Here is a 21,279-nt window from a genome sequence, read left to right as displayed (position 1 = left end):
AGCGACTCAAATGACTGGCATAACCTACTCTATAAATCTTTTATCAGGCATTATGAAAAAAAATATTACTGAACGCATTTATAAAGAAAAAATAGCCTTTCAGGCCAAAACTTCTCCCCATGCCACTTGCAGCACCGGCAAAACAGGGAGTAAATCTGGCCTGACCTGCCTGGCAGGCCACGATATAACAAACGCGTGATTGCGGTGATAAACCGGCCTGTGCTGCCTCTAACCGGACTGCAATCCCTGATACCGGATGCTGTCATGATGACGAACACACCTTCTGCCCCCGACACTCACACCGAATCTCTCCCTTTTCGTGTCGCGGCTCTTTACCGCTTTACCCCTTTTGAAAATGCAGAGGCCCTGCGTGCGCCCCTGCGCGCCGTATGCGATGCGCAGGGTGTAAAAGGTATTCTGCTGCTTGCACGCGAAGGCATTAACGGCACTATTGCCGGCACAGACGAAGGTATTGAAGCCGTTTTAGCGCATATCCGCACGTTGCCAGGCTGTGCCGAAATTGAAGTCAAATTCTCACGTGCCCCCGCCATGCCCTTCCTGCGCATGAAAGTGCGCCTCAAGGCTGAAATCGTGACGATGGGTGTGCCAGACCTCGACCCGCGCTCTGAAGTCGGTACTTATCTCGACCCGAAAGAATGGAACGCGCTGCTCAGTGACCCCGACACCGTGCTGATAGACACCCGCAACGACTACGAGGTGGCTGTTGGCACGTTTAAAGGGGCGATTGACCCTGACATTAAAACCTTTCGCGAGTTTCCTCAGTGGCTGCGTGACAAACGCGAAGCCCTTGAGGCCGAAGGCCGCAAACCACGCATTGCCATGTTCTGCACCGGAGGAATTCGCTGCGAAAAATCAACCGCCTTTGCCAAAGCTGAAGGCCTGAATGAGGTCTATCACCTCAAAGGTGGCATTTTAAAATATCTTGAAACCATGCCGCAGGAAGAAAGCCTGTGGGAGGGTGAATGTTTTGTGTTTGACCAGCGCGTAACCGTGCGCCACGGACTTGAACCAGGCAACCTGACTCTGTGCCATGCCTGCCGTGCCCCGCTGGATGAAGATGACCTTGCCTCTCCGCTTTATGAGGCCGGCATCTGCTGCCCGCACTGCCATAAAGACAGAACCGACAAACAGCGTGCCCGCTATGCTGAGCGCGAACGCCAGACCCACCTGGCAGAGCAGCGCGGCGAGGCGCATCTGGGTGCCAAAATGGCTGAGGTACGTGCCAAAAAGCACCGTGCCCGTAAAGAGGAAAGAGAACGCCAGCGCGCCCTGCGTGAGGGGGCCGCACAGGCCGGGAGCGAACACGCACAGTAAGCACCAGGCCGCCCTGCCCTGCTCCCCTTCAGATATGAGAGAGGAAAGCAGGGCTGAACTGAGGCAGTGCGACTGTGCCAGCCAGGGCAGCAAAAGCCCCGGCAGCTGCATCCACCTGGTCATCATGCCCGCCGGCAGGAAAAAGCGACAGCTCCTCTAAAAAATGTGCCGTCCAGGGGGCGCGCTGAACAAGAACATTGCCCGCATTGACCTGTGCGGCAAAAGGGGCCGCCCGTGTGGCTTTATCGCCCGTTTCACGCACAGCCCGCACCCGATACCCCGCCAGGCGCCCGGCCAGATAGCGCACCTGTGCCACACCCGCCTGCCCGGGGTCCTGGGGCAGAATAATCTCAGTGGCCGCTCCATCCTGCGAGGCTGTGGCCAGCAAAGCCGCCTCAACCTGAGCGGGGTCTCCGCGCAGGCGCACAACATCAGCCACAGCATAGCGACCATCTGGCAGGCGGGTCATTTTCACTCCCGCTGTCCAGTCAGACCTGTTGCGGGTTGTCGCAGCTAAATCCCACCGCCGCACGCTCTGCCCCTGTGCTGGCAGAGCATCATGCACCGTCATCAGAGCTGTGCTGAACAAATGCCCCTCAGCCGGCACTGGCCGCTGCTGGTAAAGAGCGCTCCACTCACGCTCCCCCACAGCCAGGCGCAGATCATGCAGCGCCTGAGGCGCAAAGGCCTCGGGCCACAGCACCGCACCTGGCAGACGCCCGAGCGCATCAGGGGTTTCCTGCTCCTCCGCCATAGCGGGCAGCGAGAGCACCTCCCACGCCTCACCCGTGCCATTTTTCATATCAGCCAGCAAACGCCCGGCCAGATCATCAGGTGACCAGCGGGTCATGGCCAGCACTATAGCACCACCCGGCATAAGCCGGGTACGCAACACTGAACGATACCACTCCCACACAGCCTGACGACGTAAGGGGCTTTCAGCCTCCTGACGGTCTTTTACCGGGTCATCAATCAGAGCAAGATGAGCACCGCGCCCGGTCAGCCCGCCTCCGGTGCCGGTTGCAGTATAACTGCCCCCCGCCGCAGTATGCCAGGTGTCACGTGCTGCACTGTCTGCCGCCAGGCTGACAGCGGGAAACAATGCTGTAAACCCTGGTGAAGCCACAAGATTACGCACCGTGCGCCCGAAGTCCTGGGCGAGAGTGGCGCTATACGCCGCACAGATCACCTGCCTGTCAGGGTACTGCCCCAGATACCACGCCGGAAAACGCCTGCTTATCAGCTCAGATTTGCCATGCCGGGGGGGCATAAACACCATCAGCCGGGTGATCTCACCCCGTGCAACGGCATCAAGTCTGGCACATAACAGACGATGATGCGCCCCGCACCGGTAACCAGCCATTGTGCAACGTGTAAATGCCTCAAGCCCTGCGCGGGCTTCTGCCCTGCTGGTCAGCTCATCGCGAACTGCCTGCCGCACATGACTGTATAAGATGCGTGAGCTCTTCATCTGAATATTCTTCTGCCCCTTTACACATCACCGCGCTGACCGACATGCCGGTCAGTTTAGGGTGCACATAAGGTGCCGCTACTTTTGCAGCTTCAAACTGGCGGTCGGTCACAGTGTCATCACCACGCATAATGCGCAGAAAAATATCAAGCGGGGTCTCGGTCGAGCGCACCCTGCGCCGCCGTGCGGGCGCGGCCGGGGCCTCCCCCTGCGACAGAGCTCTGACTACAGGCTTACGGGGCATAATCCCTCATGAAAATGTCATATAATTTTTGTGTTTTTTATAAGATGAAAGCATATAAGGCCGCGGCTGCGACCTGCCTGACTCATCTTCAGAATGCTGACACAGTATCTCAGTTCTGAGAGCAGCCTGCATATGACTGATAAAAGCCTGCGGCAACGATGCGACTTTAACCAGCCCCCGGCTATGCTTACGCCATACAGGGCGGCATCGTATCAGCGCGCCCTCACCACAGCCTGGCACCGGCACAACAGATGGTGGCAGCATAAGGTCAGCACGGTGGCGGGTCAGCGGAGCTGCAAGCACCGGGCACAGCAACACAGACTGGCCGCGTTTTTGCATAATAACCCAGCAGGTTGCAGCCGAGAGCACGACATGCCCCACAGCCAGCTGACCTGCACAGGAAGCAGAATGTGATATCATCTGTTCTCTCCTGAAAAAGAAGAAAAAAGCGGCGCAGGCCCGGCCACCTGACCGGGGCAGAGCCTGCTGCGTCAGGCAGTTTTTTTGTGATGATGCCTGAGAGATAAGCCTGACCACGCGCGCAGACAATTTTTTTATTAAAAGAAAAACAATTTATAAAAACCATTTAATATACAGGTTTTTTTCTTATTATTTCGATTCTATAAATACTGCAAAGGAGAAACATAATGAGCTCAAATAAAAAAACAGAGGATAAATGGCCCAGGATAGATTTCAATTCATACAAACCTGATGAAACAGACGAAATAAATAAAATACTTAAAATTTATCTCGAAACAACAAAAGATGCCAACAAACAATCGATTGAAGGAACAAGGGCTGTTTATACAAAAAGCGCTTCTGTTTTAACGCAATCATCCACTTTTTCTCTTTCTGCAATTGGCGCGCTCTTTTTTATCATCCAGGGAACAGATAAAAATTCTCCCTCCACTTTTTTACTGTTTATTATACCATTCTTAATAATATCTTTTGCAATGTGGACTGCATCAGCAATCTGCGCCGCGGCCGGACTATGGGCGCAAACACTGGGCGCAACCTCACCCACAGAAGATGATTTTAAAAATCCTGCTATGTTCACATCTTCATTAGCTGAAGCACAATATTACCTTTTAAGGGTTAATTTTGAAAGTATTTCAAAAAGCAGAAAAGGAGCAAAAAAAGCAAAGTGGTGTCAGAACCTGGCAGTGGTACTGCTTGCATCTGCACCACTTTGCGCTTTGGCTATCAGTGTTATTTTATATTTTTCATCACTTGCTATTTATCACTATTTCCCTTGCCCTCGGTAATTATGCAACTGACTTATTTGTTTTGCCGTATTATCTGTTCGATATCCTCCTTAAAATTTTCCGTTCCTATACAATTCACAGGCTTCCCCTGAAGTGTTGAGGACGAAGCCGACGAAGAAACATTCACCTTTGAAGTATTTGTTTTTTCGTCATTTTTTTCTTTTTTTTCTGACATAAAAACTCCTGTGTTATCTACTTTAGAAATACTATATATATTCTGAATTTAAATTCAATTTTATTTTTAATTACTATTTTTCTCCTTTGTAGCTTTACGCTGTACTTCCTCAAACGCTTCGAGCTGCTCAAGCAGCAAAGCACATTGTGCCGCTACCTTGCGCTGTGCAGAACTGGCCGACAAAGCAGGAAACAGCGCGCTGCCCATTGCACGAAACGACAGCTCGTCAACCAGCATCATACGCAGGCGCTGGTGTGCGCACAGTCCCAGAGCCTCGCGCACCAGTGTTACCCGTGTCATAGCCTGAGCCCGCAAAAGCTGCCATGACACCTGGTCATGGCGGGTGAGTGAAACACGCTGAAAATTTTCAGGCCATTCGGTATAATTGCAGTATCCGAATACATAATTCTGATACCATCTCTCTCCGGCATCAGCGGCTGACTGTGTAATATCTCCGGCATGAAGCAAGGCCTGCACAGTGCGCAGCACCCGCACCGGTGCAGACGTAGTTATAAAATCAGAGTGCTGCAGACGTTCCGCCGTCGGGCCATTCAATTCATCCGTGCGTGCCACAAATCCGGTCTGAACAGGCATGATCATCTTTCCTTATTCATGAGAAAAATAATTTAAATTTCAGTGATTTTTTAAAGACTTCATTAGCTTCCGGCAGCCCTCCGCATCACGGCGCAGGGCGGTGTCAAACGGTACAAGCAGCGTATAAAGCTCGCTGGGGCTGGGCCAGCGTGCCCCGGCATAATAGTCATTACGCGGGGGCTGGCGCACCCATGCCATGCGGGCTGAGCGGTTCCACACACCGGCGGCAAGCTCGCCACACACCTCAAAAATTGCGGCACACCGGGCCGCAGCACTGTCACCCCCTGGCGGGTTTGTCACCAGCCCCCCCAGTTTTTTAAGCCATGCTGCCACCAGCAATTCTGACGGGGGCTGCAGTGCGGCCTGCAGCCAGGCTGCATAATGCTCAAGCTCAGCCATCAGCACAGGGGAGAGATCACGCCGCAGCACGGGTGTACCAGCCAGGCACACAGCAAAAGCCGCACGCAATGCAGCACAGGGGGGCTGATAACCAGCAACCACAGCCTGCTCTGACAGCACGCCATGAGCTGACCGCGCAAAGGCGCCAGACATCATTTCCATCGTGCTATATTCCTTCCATATCAGGCACATTGCGCCAGGCATCCATACGCACGGCATGAGGCTGACGGCCTGTAACGCTGCATACCGCACCCTGATACACCGTGCTTTCAAGCCGGCGGCGCAGGGCACCCTCTATCCAGGCGACGGGTTCGGCCGGGCGAAAGCGGCTGCACTCGCACAGCACACTACTCAGGGTGGCGGCATCGTCATGCAGCACTTTGAGCCACCGGCCCACCAGCACACGCACAGCACGCTCAGGGCGCCCTGTCATACGCTGCACAATAGCTACCCCTTTGATAAAAAGATGCTCACGGGCATCGCCCTCCGGCCCGAACGTAGTGAAGGGAGAATCTGTCTCTGCTTCTGCCTCTGCTTCTTGGGGGATATGCGGGGGGGTTAACCCCCTGGCCTGGCCTGCACTGCGTTTTAATCCCGGGCTGCCACCAGTACGCCCCCAGGCCGTTCCCTGCTCAGAGGCAATCTGATCACGCACCAGACGGCGGCTGAACACACAGCCCTCAGCACTGGTGCTGTACACACCAGCCTGGCCAAGTTCTGCCATTAAACGCACCACCTGGCGGGCTGCTACACCCGTCATCACCGCAAGCTGCCGCGGCTGCAAAGGCTGCCCGTTAAGGCACAGATGGCCATAAGGCTCCGCCTCGTGCATCAGGCAAAGCAGGCGCATCCATAACCCCTGGGCAGCAAGCGAACACAGGCGCAAAGCGGCATCCTGCTCATAATCCTGCCACCAGAATTTTGACCACCGGCGCCGGCTCATACAAAATCCCTCCAGTGTTCAAGGCCGCGCCACAGGCCGCGCATTGCCACAGGGTGGCCAGGAGGCAGCGGCTCAGGGTCACGAAACATGCCGCACATCATAAGCTCCTCGCCCTCCTCCTCAGAGGCAGGGTCACGCAGTTCGTTCAGGGCCTGCTCGTAGCGCATCAGGGCCTGGCGCACGCCCTCCATACAACGGCCTGAGCGCCTGCCAATCTGACGCAGAGAGAAACCGGCACGGCGCAGCGACACCATGTGCCACACATGGGCAGCACTCGTGCATGAGCGTGCAGCTATGCGGCTGGCGGCATCAGGCGGTACAGAGTCGGAGGATACAACCATAGGGGGAATTGTCACATTGTGGGGTGACACATCACAACCTCCGGACGCAGAAAAACTAACATCCTGCTTTGTCACATACTGCCGGGGATGATGAGAGGGAAGCTTCCTTCTTTTTCGACATACTCCTCTGAAAGGAAAATCTTTTTTTAATGAATTTTCCCTATGCTTTGCAGAAAGCATACCTGATAAATCAGAAGAGGAAGGAATGGCGTGCATTGTCAGTTTTCCCTGTCATGAACGTAAAAGCCGTTCTCCTCGAATCAGGCAGAAGGCTTGTTTTATAAGTAGTGTGACCTATCACATTTGGTCAAGCCCGAAATATGTGATATCTCCCTTTCTCCCCTTTTTCATTTACCCACATGAAATAGTCAGCATCATGATACGCTCGTCCGTTGCCAGTGAACTTGAACGCCGCATGCGCCTGCTTGGCCTGACACAGAAAGCTCTGGCCAGAAATGCAGGTGTGGGAGACACTTATGTTCGTGATATTCTCAAAGGTAAGTCCCGCAACCCCGGGGGAGAAAAGCTTGAACGCGTTGCCGCCATTCTTGGCTGCACAGCGCGCGACCTGCTCTTTCCCGGCAGCGGGGGGAAACGAGCTGAAAGCAGCAGGTGCGAGACGGAGTATGTGCTCCAGCCTGACCTGCCGGCTGTTACCAGTGACCTCAACCCGCCAGGATATGTAGCCGTGCCTTTTCTTTCTGTCCGGGCAGGAGCCGGCGGGGGCCGCTATGTGGAAGACACGCTGCTTGGCCGCCCTAAATTTTTTGAAGAAGAATTTGTTCGTGGTGCACTGAATGCCGCCCCTGCTGACCTCAGAGTTATTGAGGTTGAGGGCCAGTCGATGGACCCTGTGCTGCATAATGGCGATATGGTGCTGATCGATACACGCAAAACATCTATTATCGAGCCGGGTATTTTCGTGCTTTTTGACGGAGATGGTGTGGTGTGCAAATGGGTTGAGCGTGCCCATGGCACATCAGAGCCGATGGTGCGTATTAAATCAGAAAACCCGCGTTTCAGCCCGTATGATGTGCCCGCCGACCAGGTGCAGATTCTGGGGCGGGTTGTGTGGTTTGCCCGCAAACTGTGAACTGAAAAATGCGGCTGGCCTTTTTATGCCAGCTCACGCTCCAGACGGCTGGCCATAAACTGCACAAAAACACGCACTTTAGGCAGATACTGCCGGCTGGATGGCCATAGCAGACTAACCGCACGTTCGTCATAAACGCAGGCATCAAAAATAGCGGTGAGCTTACCTGCTTTGAGGTTTTCACTCACAATCAGGTCAGGCAGCAGGGCAATCCCCTGGTCGCCCATCACCATACTCAGCAGCGTGCTGACATTATTGGCCACTGCCGACTGTGGCAGCTCAGGGCGCAGGCTCTGCCCGTTATGCAAAAAGGTCCAGGGCGAAAGGCGGCCTGTTGTGGGGTAGCGGTAACGCAGGCAGCGATGCGCTGTCAGGTCGCTGACCTGCTGCGGGTGGCCATAACGGGCAATATAAGCCGGAGTAGCCACCAGCTGATGCCTGAACCCCTTGAGACGGCGCATTCTGAGGCGTGAATCTTCCACTGTGCCAATACGCATCACGACATCAAACCCCTCCTCCACCACATTGACCAGGCGGTCACTGAAGTCGAGATCAAGCTCAATCTCAGGATACTCGCTCTGAAACGCGATAATATGATGCATCATCTCTGTGCCCATACTGGGAAAACCCACACGCAGCCGCCCCACCGGTGCGGTTGTAACCTCCCCCATCTCCTCACGTGCGGCTTCATACTCAGCAAAAATACGATGGCAGCGCACCAGAAACTTCTCGCCCTCAGCCGTCAGGGCAATGGCCCGTGTTGAGCGATAAAACAGCCTGACCTCAAGCCCGGCTTCAAGGCGGGCGATAGTGCGCCCGATAGCTGAGGAGGAAATACCCAGTCTGCGCCCTGCTTCTTTAAAACTGCCGGTTTCAGCAGCCTGCACAAAAGCCTCGAGCGCAGCAAAATGCGGTGATGACATGATTGCGTTTCAGTTCGTTATGTTCGAACGATTAGGCCATTTATTGTTGCCTGCGCAATACCTAACTTAAGGGCGTTACCACGTTACATGACATTGAGGAGTTTTTCTTATGGCCTCTCCCGCCCTGCTAAAGCCTTTTACGCTTAAAGACATTACCCTGCGCAACCGCGTGGCTGTGCCGCCAATGTGCCAGTATATCGCCACCGATGGCATGCCTAATGACGGCCACCATGTTCATTATGGCGCACTGTCACGGGGGGGAGCCGGCGTTGTGGTCGTTGAAGCCACGGCTGTTGCCCCTGAAGGGCGTATCACCCCGGGCTGCCTCGGCCTGTGGAATGATGAACAGAAAGAAGCCTTTATTCCCGTTGTAAAAGCCATTAAAGACGGCGGGGCGGTGCCTGGAATTCAGATCGCACATGCAGGCCGCAAAGCCAGCGCGAACATCCCCTGGGAAGGCGATGACCATATTCCCGAAAGCGACCCGCGCAGCTGGCAGACCATTGCCCCTTCAGCCATTGCGTTTGGTGCGCACCTGCCACGCACACCCAAAGCAATGACCACTGACGATATTGCAACGGTTAAGCAGCAGTTTGCTGATGCCGCACGCCGCGCCCTTGAAGCCGGGTTTGAATGGATCGAGCTGCATTTTGCCCATGGCTACCTGGCACAGAGCTTTTTTTCAGAATACACCAATCAGCGCACCGATGCTTATGGTGGCAGCCTTGAAAACCGCTGCCGTTTTCTGATTGAAACTCTGGCTGAGGTCAAAAAAGTCTGGCCTGAGCACCTGCCGCTGACGGCCCGCTTTGGCGTAATTGAATTTGACGGCCGCGATGAGGAAACATTTGCCAACTCGCTGTATCTGATCAAACGCCTGAAAAAAGAAGGCCTTGATCTGCTCAGTGTCAGCATGGGCTTTACTATCCCTGATGTGCACATCCCCTGGGGGCCTGGCTTTATGGCGCCTTATGCCGAGCGTGTGCGTAAAGAAGCCGGCATACCTGTCACCACCGCATGGGGCTTTGAGGTGCCTGCCGTAGCTGAGCAGGCTGTCGCTGAAGAGAGGCTTGACCTTGTCTCTGTCGGGCGGGCGCATCTTGCCAACCCGCACTGGACATATGCCGCAGCAAAAGCCCTGCGGGCTGACCGCGCCGCATGGGTTTTACCTCCGTCCTATGCGCGCTGGCTTGAGCGTTACAGCCTGGGTCAGTTTTAATATTGTCTGATCTGAAATAAAAAAACCTGCATATCCGGATGTACTATAATCCGGCTCTGTGCAGGTCTTTTTTTGCGCATGTCTGTGCTGGTCAGTGGCAGAACAAAGCCCTCCCCTCTTACAGTGCCGGAGGTTGCCTTATGTCTCTCTCTCGCCATGTCTGCGACGATGCGCCCCGCATGGCGCCGCTGCCGGGCACACACGCCTGGCATTGCCAGCAGGAACGCACAGACTGCGCCACCCTGACCGATATTGCCCGCCATATTAAAACACTTGCAGCGCGCCTGCGCCCGCAGATTGACAGTCTTTATCTTGCCTCTGCCCCGCTGGTCGCCCTTGAGTGCTGTGACACACTGACCGCTCTGGCGGAAGAAATTGAGCGTGATGACATCATGACGCTGCATGAAGCATATGCCTGCACGGTGCAGAGCTGTTAAGCCCCGCACTGTCAGACAACGCCATGAGACCGCCTGGCAACCGCCCCCTTACGCAACGGGGAGGCAGCACACCATAGCAGGCTGTTTATTTAACCTGCGATCCTGATCGGAGTGGCTTCGGCCTGAGCCGCACTGGCCACCACCCGAACGGGAATAGACTTGGCGGCAGGGGTACCGCTCACCTTATCAAAATACTCAAGTGGCAAAAGCGGGTTCAGCTCAGGGTAATACCCGGCAATGGCCCCGCGTGGCATGGGGTAGTCAACCACGCTCAGACCATCAACATGGCGGCGATATCCGTCCTCCGTGCAGGTTTCAAGCGCAATGACCGACCCGTTGGCCAGGCCACGCTCTTTCATGTCATCACGGTTCATAAACACCACCATGCGGGTGTTATACACGCCACGATAACGGTCGCTGTTGCTATAGATCGTGGTATTATACTGATCGTGAGAGCGGATCGTCGCCAGGCGCAGCATGCCAGGTTCGGCCACCACATCATTCACCTCAAGGCCGGGCAGCACAAAGATATTGGCTTTACCGGTCTCTGTTTTCCACACACGGCGGCGGGGTGCCACGTCAAGGTGCAGGCCTTTAGGGTGTTTGATCCGCTCAGAGAAGTCAGCATAAATCTCGGGGTAAACCGCCGCAATTTTATCGCGGATGAGGGAGTAATCCTCCTGATAGGCCGCCCAGTCCAGGCGGGACTCAGGCAGTGTTGCCATAGCCATGCGGCACACAATTTCAGTCTCTGGCAGAGCCTGCGGGCTGACCGGGTCAAACACCCCGCGTGAAGCTGTGACATTTGACATCGCATCTTCAATCGTGACGAACTGCTCACCCGCACTGGTGATAATCCGCTCAGAGCGAGAAACAACGGGCAGAATAAGCGCGTCTTTACCATGCACCAGGTGGCCGCGGTTCAGCTTGGTGGTAATGCCAACGGTCAGGTTAAGGCGCGACATAGCCGCATATGACCGCTCGGTGTCAGGCATCGCACGAATAAAATTACCGCCCATGCCAATAAAGACCTTAGCGGTGCCGGCCTCCATCGCCTCAAGCGATTCAACAGCATGGTGGCCATGCTCACGCGGGGGTTCAAAGCCAAACACATCGCGCACTTTGTCGAGATAGGCCTGAGTGGGTTTTTCATCAATACCCACAGTGCGGTCACCCTGCACGTTGGAATGACCACGTATAGGGGCAATGCCTGCACCAGGTTTGCCAAAATTGCCACGCAGCATCAGCAGGTTTGCGACCTGCTGCACAAGGTTTGAACCTTTCTGATGCTGGGTAATGCCCATGCCATAACAGATGATGGTAGCGTTAGATTTCTGGTAAATAGCAGCAAGTTTGCGGATCTGCTCCTCTGACACGCCAGAAATGCGGGTAATATCAGCCCAGTCATAACTCAGCGCATCGGCACGCAGCTCTTCAAGACCCAGCGTGTGCTCTGCCAGAAACTCTTTATCAAGTGCGTCTTCACCGCGGGCATCAGCTTCAAACAGAACCTTCATAATGCCTTTGAAAATGGCAAGGTCACCGCCAATGCGCACATGCACAAACTCGTTCGAGATCGCGGTTGAGCCCATGGTTGCCATCTTCACCATATCCTGCGGCTCAGTAAAGCGGATCAGCGCACGCTCTGGCATCGGGTTAATGAGCACAATGGGGATGCCACGCTTACGGGCTTCAACCAGATTGGTCATCATACGCGGTGAGTTGGTGCCGGTGTTCTGCCCTACGACAAAAATAGCCTCGGCGTGCTCAAAGTCGGCCATGACAATGGTGCCCTTGCCCACACCCAGAGCCGGAGCCAGGCCACGGCTTGTTGGCTCATGGCACATATTAGAGCAGTCGGGGAAATTGTTGGTGCCGAACTCGCGCACAAAAATAGAGTAGAGAAACGCAGTCTCGTTAGCTGTGCGGCCTGATGTATAAAACTCGGCCTGGTCGGGGCTGTCGAGCGAGCGGAGGTGCCGGCCGATCATGGCAAAGGCATCATCCCACGAGACGGGCACATATTTGTCAGTTGCAGCGTCATAGCGCATGGGCTCAGTAAGCCGCCCCTGCATTTCGAGCCAGTAATCGCTTTTTTCCATCAGCTGCGTGACGGTAAATTCTTCAAAAAAATCGGCCGTGATGCGGGCCTTTGTCGCCTCGTGCGCCAGTGCCTTGGCACCGTTTTCACAAAATTCGAGTGTTTTGCGCTCGTCAGGGTCAGGGAAAGCACAGCTGGGGCATTTAAACCCGCCAGGCTGGTTCATAGCCAGCAAGCCGCGAGAGCCTTTAACCAGCACGCTCTGCTCCATAAGCACTTTGGCCGTCGCCCCGGCCGCCCCCCAGCCACCCGCCGGATGGTGATAGGGTTTAAAGAGGGCTTCTTTCTCTTGGCTCATGATAACAATTCCTCAGAAGGAACCAGCGTGGCTGGAAAACGACAAAAAAGGCCGGTAACACATGCCACCGGTCAGTGATGCAGTCAGGTAATTATGCGAGAATGCCGAACTCTTTCATGGCGGGTACGAAATTCTCATTTTCATGCTGTGATCGTGCAAGTTTAATCAGGGCAAAGCGCTGCAGCGGCGTAAGGCTCTGCCACACACTCAGCGCAGGCGGCGGCACGTTATCAGCGTGGGCCTGTGCCAGCACGGCATCAGGCACGTGAACGGTCTGCTGCCAGTCTGCAAGGTTTTGTGCCGCAAGCAGTTTAGCGGGTTCATCAGTTCTGGTGGCAATAAGGTGCAGCACCAGCGTACGATAAGCCTCAACCTGCTGTGGGGTTGTGCAGGGCTGTTCGGTCAGCTGACCGCGCTCCTCACGCGAAAGCCTGCTCCACTGACGAAGGCTCATTTTAATCGCTACAATATCGAGTTTCTGGCGGGCAATCATCGGAATGCAGCGTAAAGAACCTGCAAAGTCACTTTCAAAGTCAAAAATCATGGTACCTTAATCCACCACTGCCCTGCAGGGCCGGGAGGTCACCCTAGCACCTCAACTGATTGTGGATAAGAGTTTTTTTAGTGTAACAGAAGCATGACAGATATAACCCGCATGGCACAGTATCTCTGCTGCATTACGCTTCAAAAAAAACATTCATTATAATTACATATTATATTTTACTTGATTATATTAAAAATAATATAAATAAAAAAGTATAAATTAATCAAGAAAGGATAAAAAATGGAAAACGAATTATTTAAATATACTTATGATAATAATCATAATACAATCACAAAAGTAAATAAATCCACCAGCTCTATATTACGTGAATATCCAAGAGATAAAAATTCTACGTCCATTTCAATAGAAGAAGTGACATTAATAAACATATTTGATGAAAATTTTAATGAATCAATAGAATTAAGCGGAAAATCATGTTTTTTAGATCATGTATATTTACTTAAAAACAACTCAATTAATTTGACTGATCAAATAAAAATAAAAATAATATGCAATAATACTGATGATAAGTTTAAAGCATCAGGAGGGATGGAAAATTCTGAGCTTTCTATAAATCTGACTCTTCCTCACAGCCCCTACTTCAGTAAATTACTCTCCCTCTCAGGGCGTATAGAAAAAATTGTTATTCATTTAAATACGAACCTGTTTTATATACCAGAAGAAAATAAAAGTATTGTTGCCCATAGAAACGATTTTTTTGGATCCTCTCTAAGCAAAGTCGAAATCCATTTATAAAGTAAAATTTCAGGTCATCACATTTTATACTGATGACATTGCCAGCACACTATGTCACAGCCCCTGCGGGCAGAGACTGTGACATATGCTGTAATCAGCGGTTAGGTGGCGCCATAAACTCAGGTCCGACCGGGTCAGTAATTGTTGTTTTAAGAATACGATCAATCTCCGCACGGTCTGCCTCACTCAGGTGCCAGCCAAACACATCGGCCACCCCTTCGATCTGAGCAGGCTTTCTTGCCCCCCACAGGGCAATGAGCGGCCCCTGGTCAAGCACCCAGCGAATAGCCAGCACCATAACAGACTTACCATGTTTATCTGCCAGGGCGCGCAGCTGCTCAACCGCTGCAAGATACTGCTTAAAGCGCGGTGCCTGGAATTTAGGGTCACCACTACGCAGGTCAGTCGCAGGGAAAGTCGTCTCAGCCGTCATTTTACCGGCCAGCAGCCCACGACACAGCGGGCCGTAACCCAGGCCCACCAGCTTGTGCCCGACCATGTAAGGCAGAATATCTTTTTCTATATCACGCTCAAACAGGTTATAGGGCGGCTGCAAAACAGAAAGTGGCGCATGCTGCCTGAAAGTTTCAATTTGTGCGACTGAGTAGTTCGATACGCCCAGTGTGCGCACCTTCCCCTCCTTCACCAGTTCAGCCAGCACGCTGGCCGTCTCAGCAACGGGGGTTTTATCATCAGGCCAGTGCACCTGATAAATGTCGAGATAATCAGTTTTCAGGCGGCGCAGGGAGTCTTCCACCTCCTGGCGGATGCGCGCCGGGCTGCTGTCACGAAAAGGTTTTTCATCTTTCCAGTTCAGGCCCACTTTGGTGGCAATAACCACCTTGTCACGCCGGCCCTCAAGCGCACGGCCAATCACTTCTTCAGAGTGCCCAAAGCCATAAACCGGCGCGGTGTCGATCAGGTCAATGCCCTCATCAAGCGCGCTGTGAATGGTGCGTATCGCGTTATCATCATCGGGTCCGCCCCACATCCAGCCGCCGATCGCCCACGTGCCAAGTGCAACGCGTGAGACAGATTTACCAAGCCCCGGAATGGAGATTTTGTCCTGTGAGATCATCTGGAGAGCCTCCTTGTGAAGTTCAGGTTGACGCAGACTCTAACCAGGATAAGCCCGCCCGTCTATGCGGGGTATGCCCCGCCCTGAACACAGTGTATGGCTCGGTTGCACTGACCTGCCAGCTTTTACGCTCTCATATTCAGATCACGCGCAGTTACCAGGCCTATCATACGCTGGTGCAGGCGGCTGGTCGCCTGGCGGGCGGTTTCGGGCTGAATGCTGGCGCAGGCATCGGTAATAACCCTGGTCTCAAACTCAAGTAACGCGGCGTCACAGGCGGTATCAGCCACGCAGACATCATAAGCCAGCCCGCACACAAAAACCCGCTTTACCCCACGCTCATGCAAAAAGCCGTTCAGCCCTGTGGGGTGATAGCCTCCGGCATCAGAGAAGGCTGAATAACTGTCCGTGTCCCGCATTGTTCCTTTTCTGAAAAAGGCTGACACCCTGCGCGTATGCAGCACTGAAGACAGCTCAGCCCCGTATGTGCCCTGCACACAGTGGCGCGGCCATGGCCCCCCGCTGCTGTGAAAAGAGCAGTGGTCTGCGGGGTGCCAGTCCTGTGTGGTGACAATAGTCTGAAAAGGCATGTCAGTAAGCTGGTTAATAACGGGCAGAATACGCTCAGCCCCTGGCACGACCAGCGCCCCGCCACGCAGAAAATCGTTCTGAACATCAACAATAATCAGGGCATCTGCAGGAGTAACCGGCATGTACACTGTGCTCCGTCTTCTCTATAGGGCAGACAGGCTGCTCTGCCCGGGCAAAACGAGTAAAGCACTCTTTTGCCTCTGCCTGCTACCTGTTTGCTGTGCTAAACAGGGCCATGACCGCCATCACATTAAGGAGCACACGTTATGGCCCAGCAATTTGCCAGTGATAACTATGCCGGGGCCTGCCCTGAAGCATGGGAGGCTATGCAACAGGCCAATAGTGGTTCTCTCGTCGCTTATGGTGAGGATGAATGGACAGCACGCGCCGCACAGGCCTTTCGCACGCTGTTTGATACACAATGCGAGGTCTTTTTCGTTTTTAACGGCACGGCAGCAAACTCGCTGGCTCTGGCTTCTTTATGCCAGTCCTACAACAGCGTGATCTGTGCCTCATGCGCGCATGTCGAAACTGACGAATGTGGCGCACCTGAATTCTTCTCCGGCGGGGCAAAGCTGCTGGTCGCACGCACTGACAGCGCAAAGCTCACCCCTGAGGATATCCGCTCTCTGGCCACCTGCCGTTCTGACATTCACTACCCCCGCCCACGGGCTGTCACTATCACGCAACCCACAGAAACCGGCGAAATTTATACACCCGACGAAATACGCGCCATTTCACAAACCTGCCGTGCGCTTGGCCTGCGCCTGCATATGGACGGCTCACGCTTTGCCAATGCCTGTGCCTCTCTCGGGTGCAGCCCGGCCGACATAACCTGGAAAGCCGGTGTGGATGTGCTGTGCTTTGGCGGCACAAAAAACGGTATGATGGTGGGTGAGGCTGTTGTCTTCTTTGACCCCGCCCTGGCAGACGGCTTTGACTATCGCTGTAAACAGGCCGGACAGCTTGCCTCTAAAATGCGTTTTCTTTCAGCCCCCTGGGTGCATATGCTCGAAAGTGGCGCCTGGCTGCGCAACGGGGCACATGGCAATGCCTGCGCACAAAAGCTGGCTGATGCGATAAAGGCTCTTCCCGGTGTTGATCTGCTTTTTCCGGTGCAGGCCAATGGTGTCTTCGTACGTGGGTCAGACATATTATTTGAAAAACTCCGCGCCAGAGGCTGGCGTTTTTATACCTTCATTGGTGGCGGCGCGCGCTTTATGTTCGCGTGGGATGCCGACCCTGCCCGTGTTGATGAACTGGCTTCTGACATTGCTTTATGCAGCAAAGACGACCTGTAACTGACAGGTGACGCCATTATCATGTCCGGGCTGGTGTTAGCGCGGAACTATTTGAAACAGTATCACTATGGGCAGGTCTGTATTATCGCCTGCCCTTTATAAATTTCAGCCTCCTCAGAGAGGTTAAATAACCGGAAAAGTAATGCAAACTGGCATTATCTTCTCCGCTCTACTATTCTGAAAAAACATATTCTGAAACAAAACAGCGAATACCATGATCAGAAAAACAAAAACTGTTTTCACGACCTCTTACAGGCATATGCTTATGGGAGGACTAAGTCTGAGCCTGCCTCTCCTGACGGGGGGATGCTCTTTATTTCATAAATCTTCTCCCGCAGTGCCGCAGTCCGTACAAAATTCAGATGACGTGTATCAGGCAGCAGGCTCCTCGCCCGACTGGCACCTGACGCTCTCTGGCAACACACTCACCTTTAACCGGCAGGGTGCACCGACACAGATTAAAACACTGACGGAGGATGAGAGCGATGCAGCGCACAGAACCTATCTCACTAAAAAAATGAAAGTTGATGTGACCCCTAAGACCTGCACAAACAGTACAACAGGTCAGACCTACAGCGAGACAGTGACCGTAAAAACACCGCAGGGCACTTATCATGGCTGCGGTGGCGACCCTGCCAGAGCAGCGATTATTAACGGCACAAGCTGGGTTGTTACGGCATTAAACGGCACTCCTGTTACGGCAGGCAACGACCGGCCAAGCCTTACAGATGCAACAACTGATATGGCCCCGGATGTGCAGCAAACCCCGACCCTCAACATCAACGCCACAGGTGATGTCTCTGGCTCTGACGGGTGCAACCGTTACTCAGGGGGGATGACTGTCAGACCAGAAGGCAGGATCATTCACCAGCAAAGCGGCATGAATACACTCATGGCCTGCTCTGGCGCAATTATGCAGCGGGCTGACATATTTAACGGGCTGCTGCGGGCTGCGACAAGCTGGCAGGCCAGTGGCAGCACCCTCACCCTTAAAACAGATGATGACCGCACTATTCAGCTGCGCCAGATTTTATAAACCTGAATTAAAACCGGTTATTTTCATACAAAAAGGGCCGCTGTTGATGTCTCAACAGCGGCCCTGCCTGTTTCAGATCAGGAAGATCTTATCAGAAGGTTGTGCCAGCCTGCAGCAGGAAGGTACGACCTGCATAGTAACCACCATATGTTGAGTCGTTACTGTTATCAGAAGAGTTAACAAGGAACGGAGGCTGTTTGTTCGCAAGGTTCTGAACTTCGAACTGGAATGCCCATTTCTTGTAGTTATAGTTAAAGGTCAGGTCCTGAAGAACCATGTTTGGTGTTTTAACACGACCATAACCCTGTGATTTGTAAATACGGTTTGAACCGTCGTTCCAGTGCATGCCGCTCATATACTGCAGCATATAGGTTACGCTGAAGTCGTTATGACGCCATGTAAAAGAAGCATAGTCACGTACGGTCGGGTTAGATGTGCCCCCGGCCTGATAGGTGATCGTGCCTTTATAGTCATATTTCGGGCCACCCGGAACCAGCTGCTGCTTGTAGCTCACCAGTTTCTGGAAGTTATTCGAAATAATCAGCGAGTCTTCCCAGGTCAGACGGATGCGGTATGTCAGATCCCAGTCAATACCACTGGTGGTCATAGCACCGCCATTGATATTGTAAGCTGAAACAGAGTTGATCTGTCCGTTGCTCAGACGGTTAATCGCTGCACAGTTTGATGTGCCTGTACCCGTGTAGCAGCTATCAAGAATATACTGTGTTGGCAGCGAGGTAATCATGTTTGATACACGATAATGCCAGAAGGATACGCTGGTCATCAGGCCAGGAACCCAGCGTGGTGTCATGGTTGCACCAAAAGTATAGGTACGGCCAACCTCAGGCTGCAGCTTGGTGTTACCCCCCATAAGGGTTGCAACCTGACCTGCCCCTGCTTCTGTAAAGTTTTTAGGGTTAATGCCATGCTTCATGCAGTTTGCCATAACGGTTGGCTGTAGTGCACCATAAGTTGTGATCTGCGATGAGTCACATGGATCATTCGCCCCGTTATAGCTCATATACTGACCGCCATAGAGCTCAAACACGTTTGGCTGACGGAAAGACGTACCCAGTGTACCACGGAAGGCGATATCACGGGTTGGCGCCCAGTTAATACCAACTTTCCAGTTATAGGTATTACCAAAAGTATTATAGCCTGAATAACGACCCTGACCATCAATAGACAGGTTTTTAGCAAACATCGCATTGTGCAGCAGGGTCAGGTTACCTTCAAGGTAAGCTTCAGAGGCATTAAAGCCACCACCTGTTGCAGCCATTGTGTTGCTCAGCGTACCACCCTGCTGAATAAGCGGGTCAGGGGTATAGCTCAGCTGCTCACTACGGTGTTCCATACCAAGAGCAATACCCAGGCTGCCACCGTGAGCATACGGCATTTTCACGACGTTGTCGTTGTGAATACGTACGTTGGTGTCACGCAGCTGATAGTGATAGTGATCGTGCTCTTTATAGTTGGCGTAAGCTGTAGCCTCCTGAGAGAGAGGACCCAGCGCGCTCGAGAACGAGCAGCCGGCGGCACCGGCACAGGCATTCGGGTTATAAACCAGCGAACTGCCGGAATCACCTGGTGTTGCAGGAGACAGACCCCAGACCTGAAGCAGTTTTGCGTAGTTACCCACACCTGATGTCGTCATTGTGCCCATGGTTGAACCATAGGTGAAGGAGGCATCGTATTTCCAGCCAGCGATAATATCGCCTTTTGCGCCAACCATAGCGGTCAGTGCGTCAACTGACGTATCGGCTTTACGTTTGCCAAATTCATCCATACGACGGTACATCTGCAGCTCTTCACCGCTAGTGTTACCAGGGTAATTGCTCGGAATAATAATAGAGCTTGGCAGAGTAGAAGGCGGGTTGCTGCCTGTAGCAGGCATAGGCGCCATTGTCGTTGAGGATGTTTTATGACTGTACATCACGTTAGAATAAAGCGTGAAGTGCTTGTTAAAGTCATAATGTGCATCACCCATCAGGCTTGAGTTATCAAGCTCGTTGAGGAGTGACTGGTCCTGCGCATAGTTATAACGGCTGGAGCTGCTGTAAGGTGTCAGACCACCGGCAGAATTACCGTTAAAAACCGGGCTTCCTGCATCATTAAAAAACGTACCGCTGGTAGAGATAACCGAACCATAACTCTGCGAACCGCTGGAAGTGTTAGAAACCTGTGGGTTACGTGCCCATTTGCGGTTCCACTGCTTCACACCGTCCTGATGGCTGAACTGACCAAAAATAGTCACGTTGCCGCGGTTATGGTCGAAGTTCCAGCCTTTATAAGCTGATGCCATAAACTGACGGTTATCACCATATTGCGTGAGGCTGCCACGCATGGTCACACCACCGGTATTGACGTCATGCTTCATTTTAATGTTGATAACGCCGGAGACTGCGTCAGCACCATAAAGCTCTGAACCACCATCTTTAAGAATTTCGATTGAGCTGATCGCCATCACCGGGATGGAGTTCATGTCAACGCACTGACCAACGCCTGTTGAGCTCTGTGTGACACGCTTGCCATCAACCAGAACCAGCACACGGTTACCACCAAGGTTACGGATGTCAGTACAGGACATACCTGCACCACCATTGGTATCTGCGTTGCCAGTGCCGCCTGAACCAACTGATGGCATACGCTGAAGGAAGTCACCAACGTTTGTCACACCGGTCTGCTGAATTTCTTTAGCAGTAATGGTCTGCACAGGGTTTGCGCTGAACTGACGCGCCTGCTTAAGGAACGAACCTGTCACAGTTACAGCTTCGGTACTACCGGCAACAGTTGCCTGATCAAGCGTTTTCGCATTGCTGACGCGTACTGCTGATTTGCTGGTAGCAACCTGCTTAGACTGACCGGCAGAGGTCGCTGCGGTCTGATGAGCAGATGATGCCTTAGCAGTGCTGGCGTTACGTGCACGCGTTGCTTTTTTCTTCACATGATGAACGGCCGCAGTTGTATCGGCTCCACCAGTTGTTTGTGCATAAGCGAACGAGGCTGAGAGGGAAAAGCCGGCTGAGAAAACCGGCAAGACATACAACAGTCTGAACGACCGCCGCACCTGTGACTTTCGGTGGGGTATCTGAATCATATGGAAGAAAGACCTCTGCAACAGGAAATTATGACAAC

At 53.1% G+C, this 21,279-nt stretch carries 21 protein-coding genes; 8 read left to right on the top strand and 13 right to left on the bottom strand.

The genetic code is table 11. From position 1 onward, the window contains the following. Positions 1 to 267 precede the first annotated feature (267 nt). Positions 268 to 1,335, top strand: coding sequence for an oxygen-dependent tRNA uridine(34) hydroxylase TrhO (gene trhO, locus GOB58_RS09260; protein WP_173560031.1), 1,068 nt, complete (start codon positions 268 to 270; stop codon positions 1,333 to 1,335). Between the two features lie 28 nt (positions 1,336 to 1,363). On the opposite strand, the gene terL is transcribed toward trhO, so the two are convergent. The 3 genes from terL to GOB58_RS09245 are packed head-to-tail and all read right to left on the bottom strand — an operon-like array spanning position 1,364 to position 3,470. Continuing rightward, the gene (gene terL, locus GOB58_RS09255) at positions 1,364 to 2,806 is read right to left on the bottom strand and encodes a phage terminase large subunit (RefSeq protein WP_173559998.1); all 1,443 of its coding nucleotides are present in this window, start codon (positions 2,804 to 2,806) and stop codon (positions 1,364 to 1,366) included. Next, positions 2,754 to 3,050, bottom strand: coding sequence for a hypothetical protein (locus GOB58_RS13115; protein ID WP_242005287.1), 297 nt, complete (start codon positions 3,048 to 3,050; stop codon positions 2,754 to 2,756). The genes terL and GOB58_RS13115 overlap by 53 nt, the downstream gene beginning before the upstream one ends. A 6-nt stretch (positions 3,051 to 3,056) precedes the next feature. Then, positions 3,057 to 3,470 (bottom strand): hypothetical protein, encoded by a 414-nt coding sequence (locus GOB58_RS09245; protein WP_173559997.1) that lies wholly within the window; start codon positions 3,468 to 3,470, stop codon positions 3,057 to 3,059. Between the two features lie 227 nt (positions 3,471 to 3,697). Between GOB58_RS09245 and GOB58_RS09240 the strand changes: the two genes are divergently transcribed. Then, positions 3,698 to 4,315 carry a hypothetical protein gene (locus GOB58_RS09240; RefSeq protein WP_173559996.1) on the top strand — a complete coding sequence of 206 codons (618 nt, stop codon included), beginning with the start codon at positions 3,698 to 3,700 and terminating at the stop codon, positions 4,313 to 4,315. Positions 4,316 to 4,556: 241 nt separating this feature from the next. Here the strand turns inward: GOB58_RS09240 and GOB58_RS09235 are convergent, their stop codons facing one another. Genes GOB58_RS09235 through GOB58_RS09220 form a run of 4 tightly spaced genes read right to left on the bottom strand, consistent with a single transcriptional unit; the run spans position 4,557 to position 6,797 of the window. After that, complete coding sequence (locus tag GOB58_RS09235) at positions 4,557 to 5,084, bottom strand: hypothetical protein (protein ID WP_242005286.1); 528 nt, start codon at positions 5,082 to 5,084, stop codon at positions 4,557 to 4,559. A gap of 39 nt (positions 5,085 to 5,123) precedes the next feature. Further along, entirely contained in the window at positions 5,124 to 5,645 is a 522-nt protein-coding gene (locus tag GOB58_RS09230) for a hypothetical protein (protein WP_173559995.1), read from the bottom strand. Between the two features lie 4 nt (positions 5,646 to 5,649). Continuing rightward, the gene (locus GOB58_RS09225) at positions 5,650 to 6,426 is read right to left on the bottom strand and encodes a winged helix-turn-helix domain-containing protein (protein WP_173559994.1); all 777 of its coding nucleotides are present in this window, start codon (positions 6,424 to 6,426) and stop codon (positions 5,650 to 5,652) included. Beyond that, a complete protein-coding gene (locus tag GOB58_RS09220; RefSeq protein WP_173559993.1) occupies positions 6,423 to 6,797 on the bottom strand; it encodes a hypothetical protein in 375 nt (124 codons plus the stop codon). Before GOB58_RS09220 ends, GOB58_RS09225 begins: the two co-directional genes overlap by 4 nt. A gap of 346 nt (positions 6,798 to 7,143) precedes the next feature. On the opposite strand from GOB58_RS09220, the gene GOB58_RS09215 reads away from it, so the two are divergent. Then, positions 7,144 to 7,860, top strand: a complete 717-nt coding sequence (locus tag GOB58_RS09215) for a LexA family transcriptional regulator (RefSeq protein ID WP_086554748.1) — start codon at positions 7,144 to 7,146, stop codon at positions 7,858 to 7,860. A gap of 23 nt (positions 7,861 to 7,883) precedes the next feature. Here GOB58_RS09215 and GOB58_RS09210 read toward each other — a convergent pair whose 3' ends face one another. Then, positions 7,884 to 8,783, bottom strand: a complete 900-nt coding sequence (locus GOB58_RS09210) for a LysR family transcriptional regulator (RefSeq protein WP_086635048.1) — start codon at positions 8,781 to 8,783, stop codon at positions 7,884 to 7,886. A gap of 109 nt (positions 8,784 to 8,892) precedes the next feature. Between GOB58_RS09210 and GOB58_RS09205 the strand changes: the two genes are divergently transcribed. Then, complete coding sequence (locus tag GOB58_RS09205) at positions 8,893 to 10,002, top strand: NADH:flavin oxidoreductase/NADH oxidase (RefSeq protein WP_173559992.1); 1,110 nt, start codon at positions 8,893 to 8,895, stop codon at positions 10,000 to 10,002. Positions 10,003 to 10,142: 140 nt separating this feature from the next. After that, complete coding sequence (locus GOB58_RS09200; RefSeq protein ID WP_173559991.1) at positions 10,143 to 10,439, top strand: hypothetical protein; 297 nt, start codon at positions 10,143 to 10,145, stop codon at positions 10,437 to 10,439. Between the two features lie 89 nt (positions 10,440 to 10,528). Here GOB58_RS09200 and GOB58_RS09195 read toward each other — a convergent pair whose 3' ends face one another. Together GOB58_RS09195 and GOB58_RS09190 are read right to left on the bottom strand one after the other, a co-directional pair. Next, complete coding sequence (locus GOB58_RS09195; RefSeq protein ID WP_173559990.1) at positions 10,529 to 12,838, bottom strand: FdhF/YdeP family oxidoreductase; 2,310 nt, start codon at positions 12,836 to 12,838, stop codon at positions 10,529 to 10,531. A gap of 91 nt (positions 12,839 to 12,929) precedes the next feature. Next, positions 12,930 to 13,382, bottom strand: a complete 453-nt coding sequence (locus GOB58_RS09190; RefSeq protein ID WP_086554743.1) for a nitrate reductase associated protein — start codon at positions 13,380 to 13,382, stop codon at positions 12,930 to 12,932. Positions 13,383 to 13,622: 240 nt separating this feature from the next. Between GOB58_RS09190 and GOB58_RS09185 the strand changes: the two genes are divergently transcribed. Then, positions 13,623 to 14,138, top strand: coding sequence for a hypothetical protein (locus tag GOB58_RS09185; protein ID WP_173559989.1), 516 nt, complete (start codon positions 13,623 to 13,625; stop codon positions 14,136 to 14,138). Positions 14,139 to 14,232: 94 nt separating this feature from the next. Here GOB58_RS09185 and GOB58_RS09180 read toward each other — a convergent pair whose 3' ends face one another. After that, a complete protein-coding gene (locus GOB58_RS09180) occupies positions 14,233 to 15,216 on the bottom strand; it encodes an aldo/keto reductase (RefSeq protein ID WP_086554741.1) in 984 nt (327 codons plus the stop codon). 125 nt (positions 15,217 to 15,341) lie between these two features. Continuing rightward, positions 15,342 to 15,929, bottom strand: coding sequence for an isochorismatase family protein (locus tag GOB58_RS09175; protein WP_086554740.1), 588 nt, complete (start codon positions 15,927 to 15,929; stop codon positions 15,342 to 15,344). 144 nt (positions 15,930 to 16,073) lie between these two features. Between GOB58_RS09175 and GOB58_RS09170 the strand changes: the two genes are divergently transcribed. Continuing rightward, entirely contained in the window at positions 16,074 to 17,108 is a 1,035-nt protein-coding gene (locus GOB58_RS09170; RefSeq protein WP_173559988.1) for a threonine aldolase family protein, read from the top strand. A gap of 214 nt (positions 17,109 to 17,322) precedes the next feature. Then, complete coding sequence (locus tag GOB58_RS09165; RefSeq protein ID WP_173559987.1) at positions 17,323 to 18,144, top strand: META domain-containing protein; 822 nt, start codon at positions 17,323 to 17,325, stop codon at positions 18,142 to 18,144. A gap of 91 nt (positions 18,145 to 18,235) precedes the next feature. Here GOB58_RS09165 and GOB58_RS09160 read toward each other — a convergent pair whose 3' ends face one another. Further along, positions 18,236 to 21,241, bottom strand: a complete 3,006-nt coding sequence (locus tag GOB58_RS09160; protein ID WP_173559986.1) for a TonB-dependent receptor domain-containing protein — start codon at positions 21,239 to 21,241, stop codon at positions 18,236 to 18,238. Between the last annotated feature and the right edge of the window lie 38 nt (positions 21,242 to 21,279).

It is taken from the genome of Acetobacter thailandicus (genome assembly GCF_011516655.1).
In the GTDB taxonomy this organism is placed as follows: domain Bacteria; phylum Pseudomonadota; class Alphaproteobacteria; order Acetobacterales; family Acetobacteraceae; genus Acetobacter; species Acetobacter thailandicus.
The sequence above is the reverse complement of the archived record's forward strand: the minus strand, read 5'-3'. Positions and strand labels throughout refer to the sequence as shown.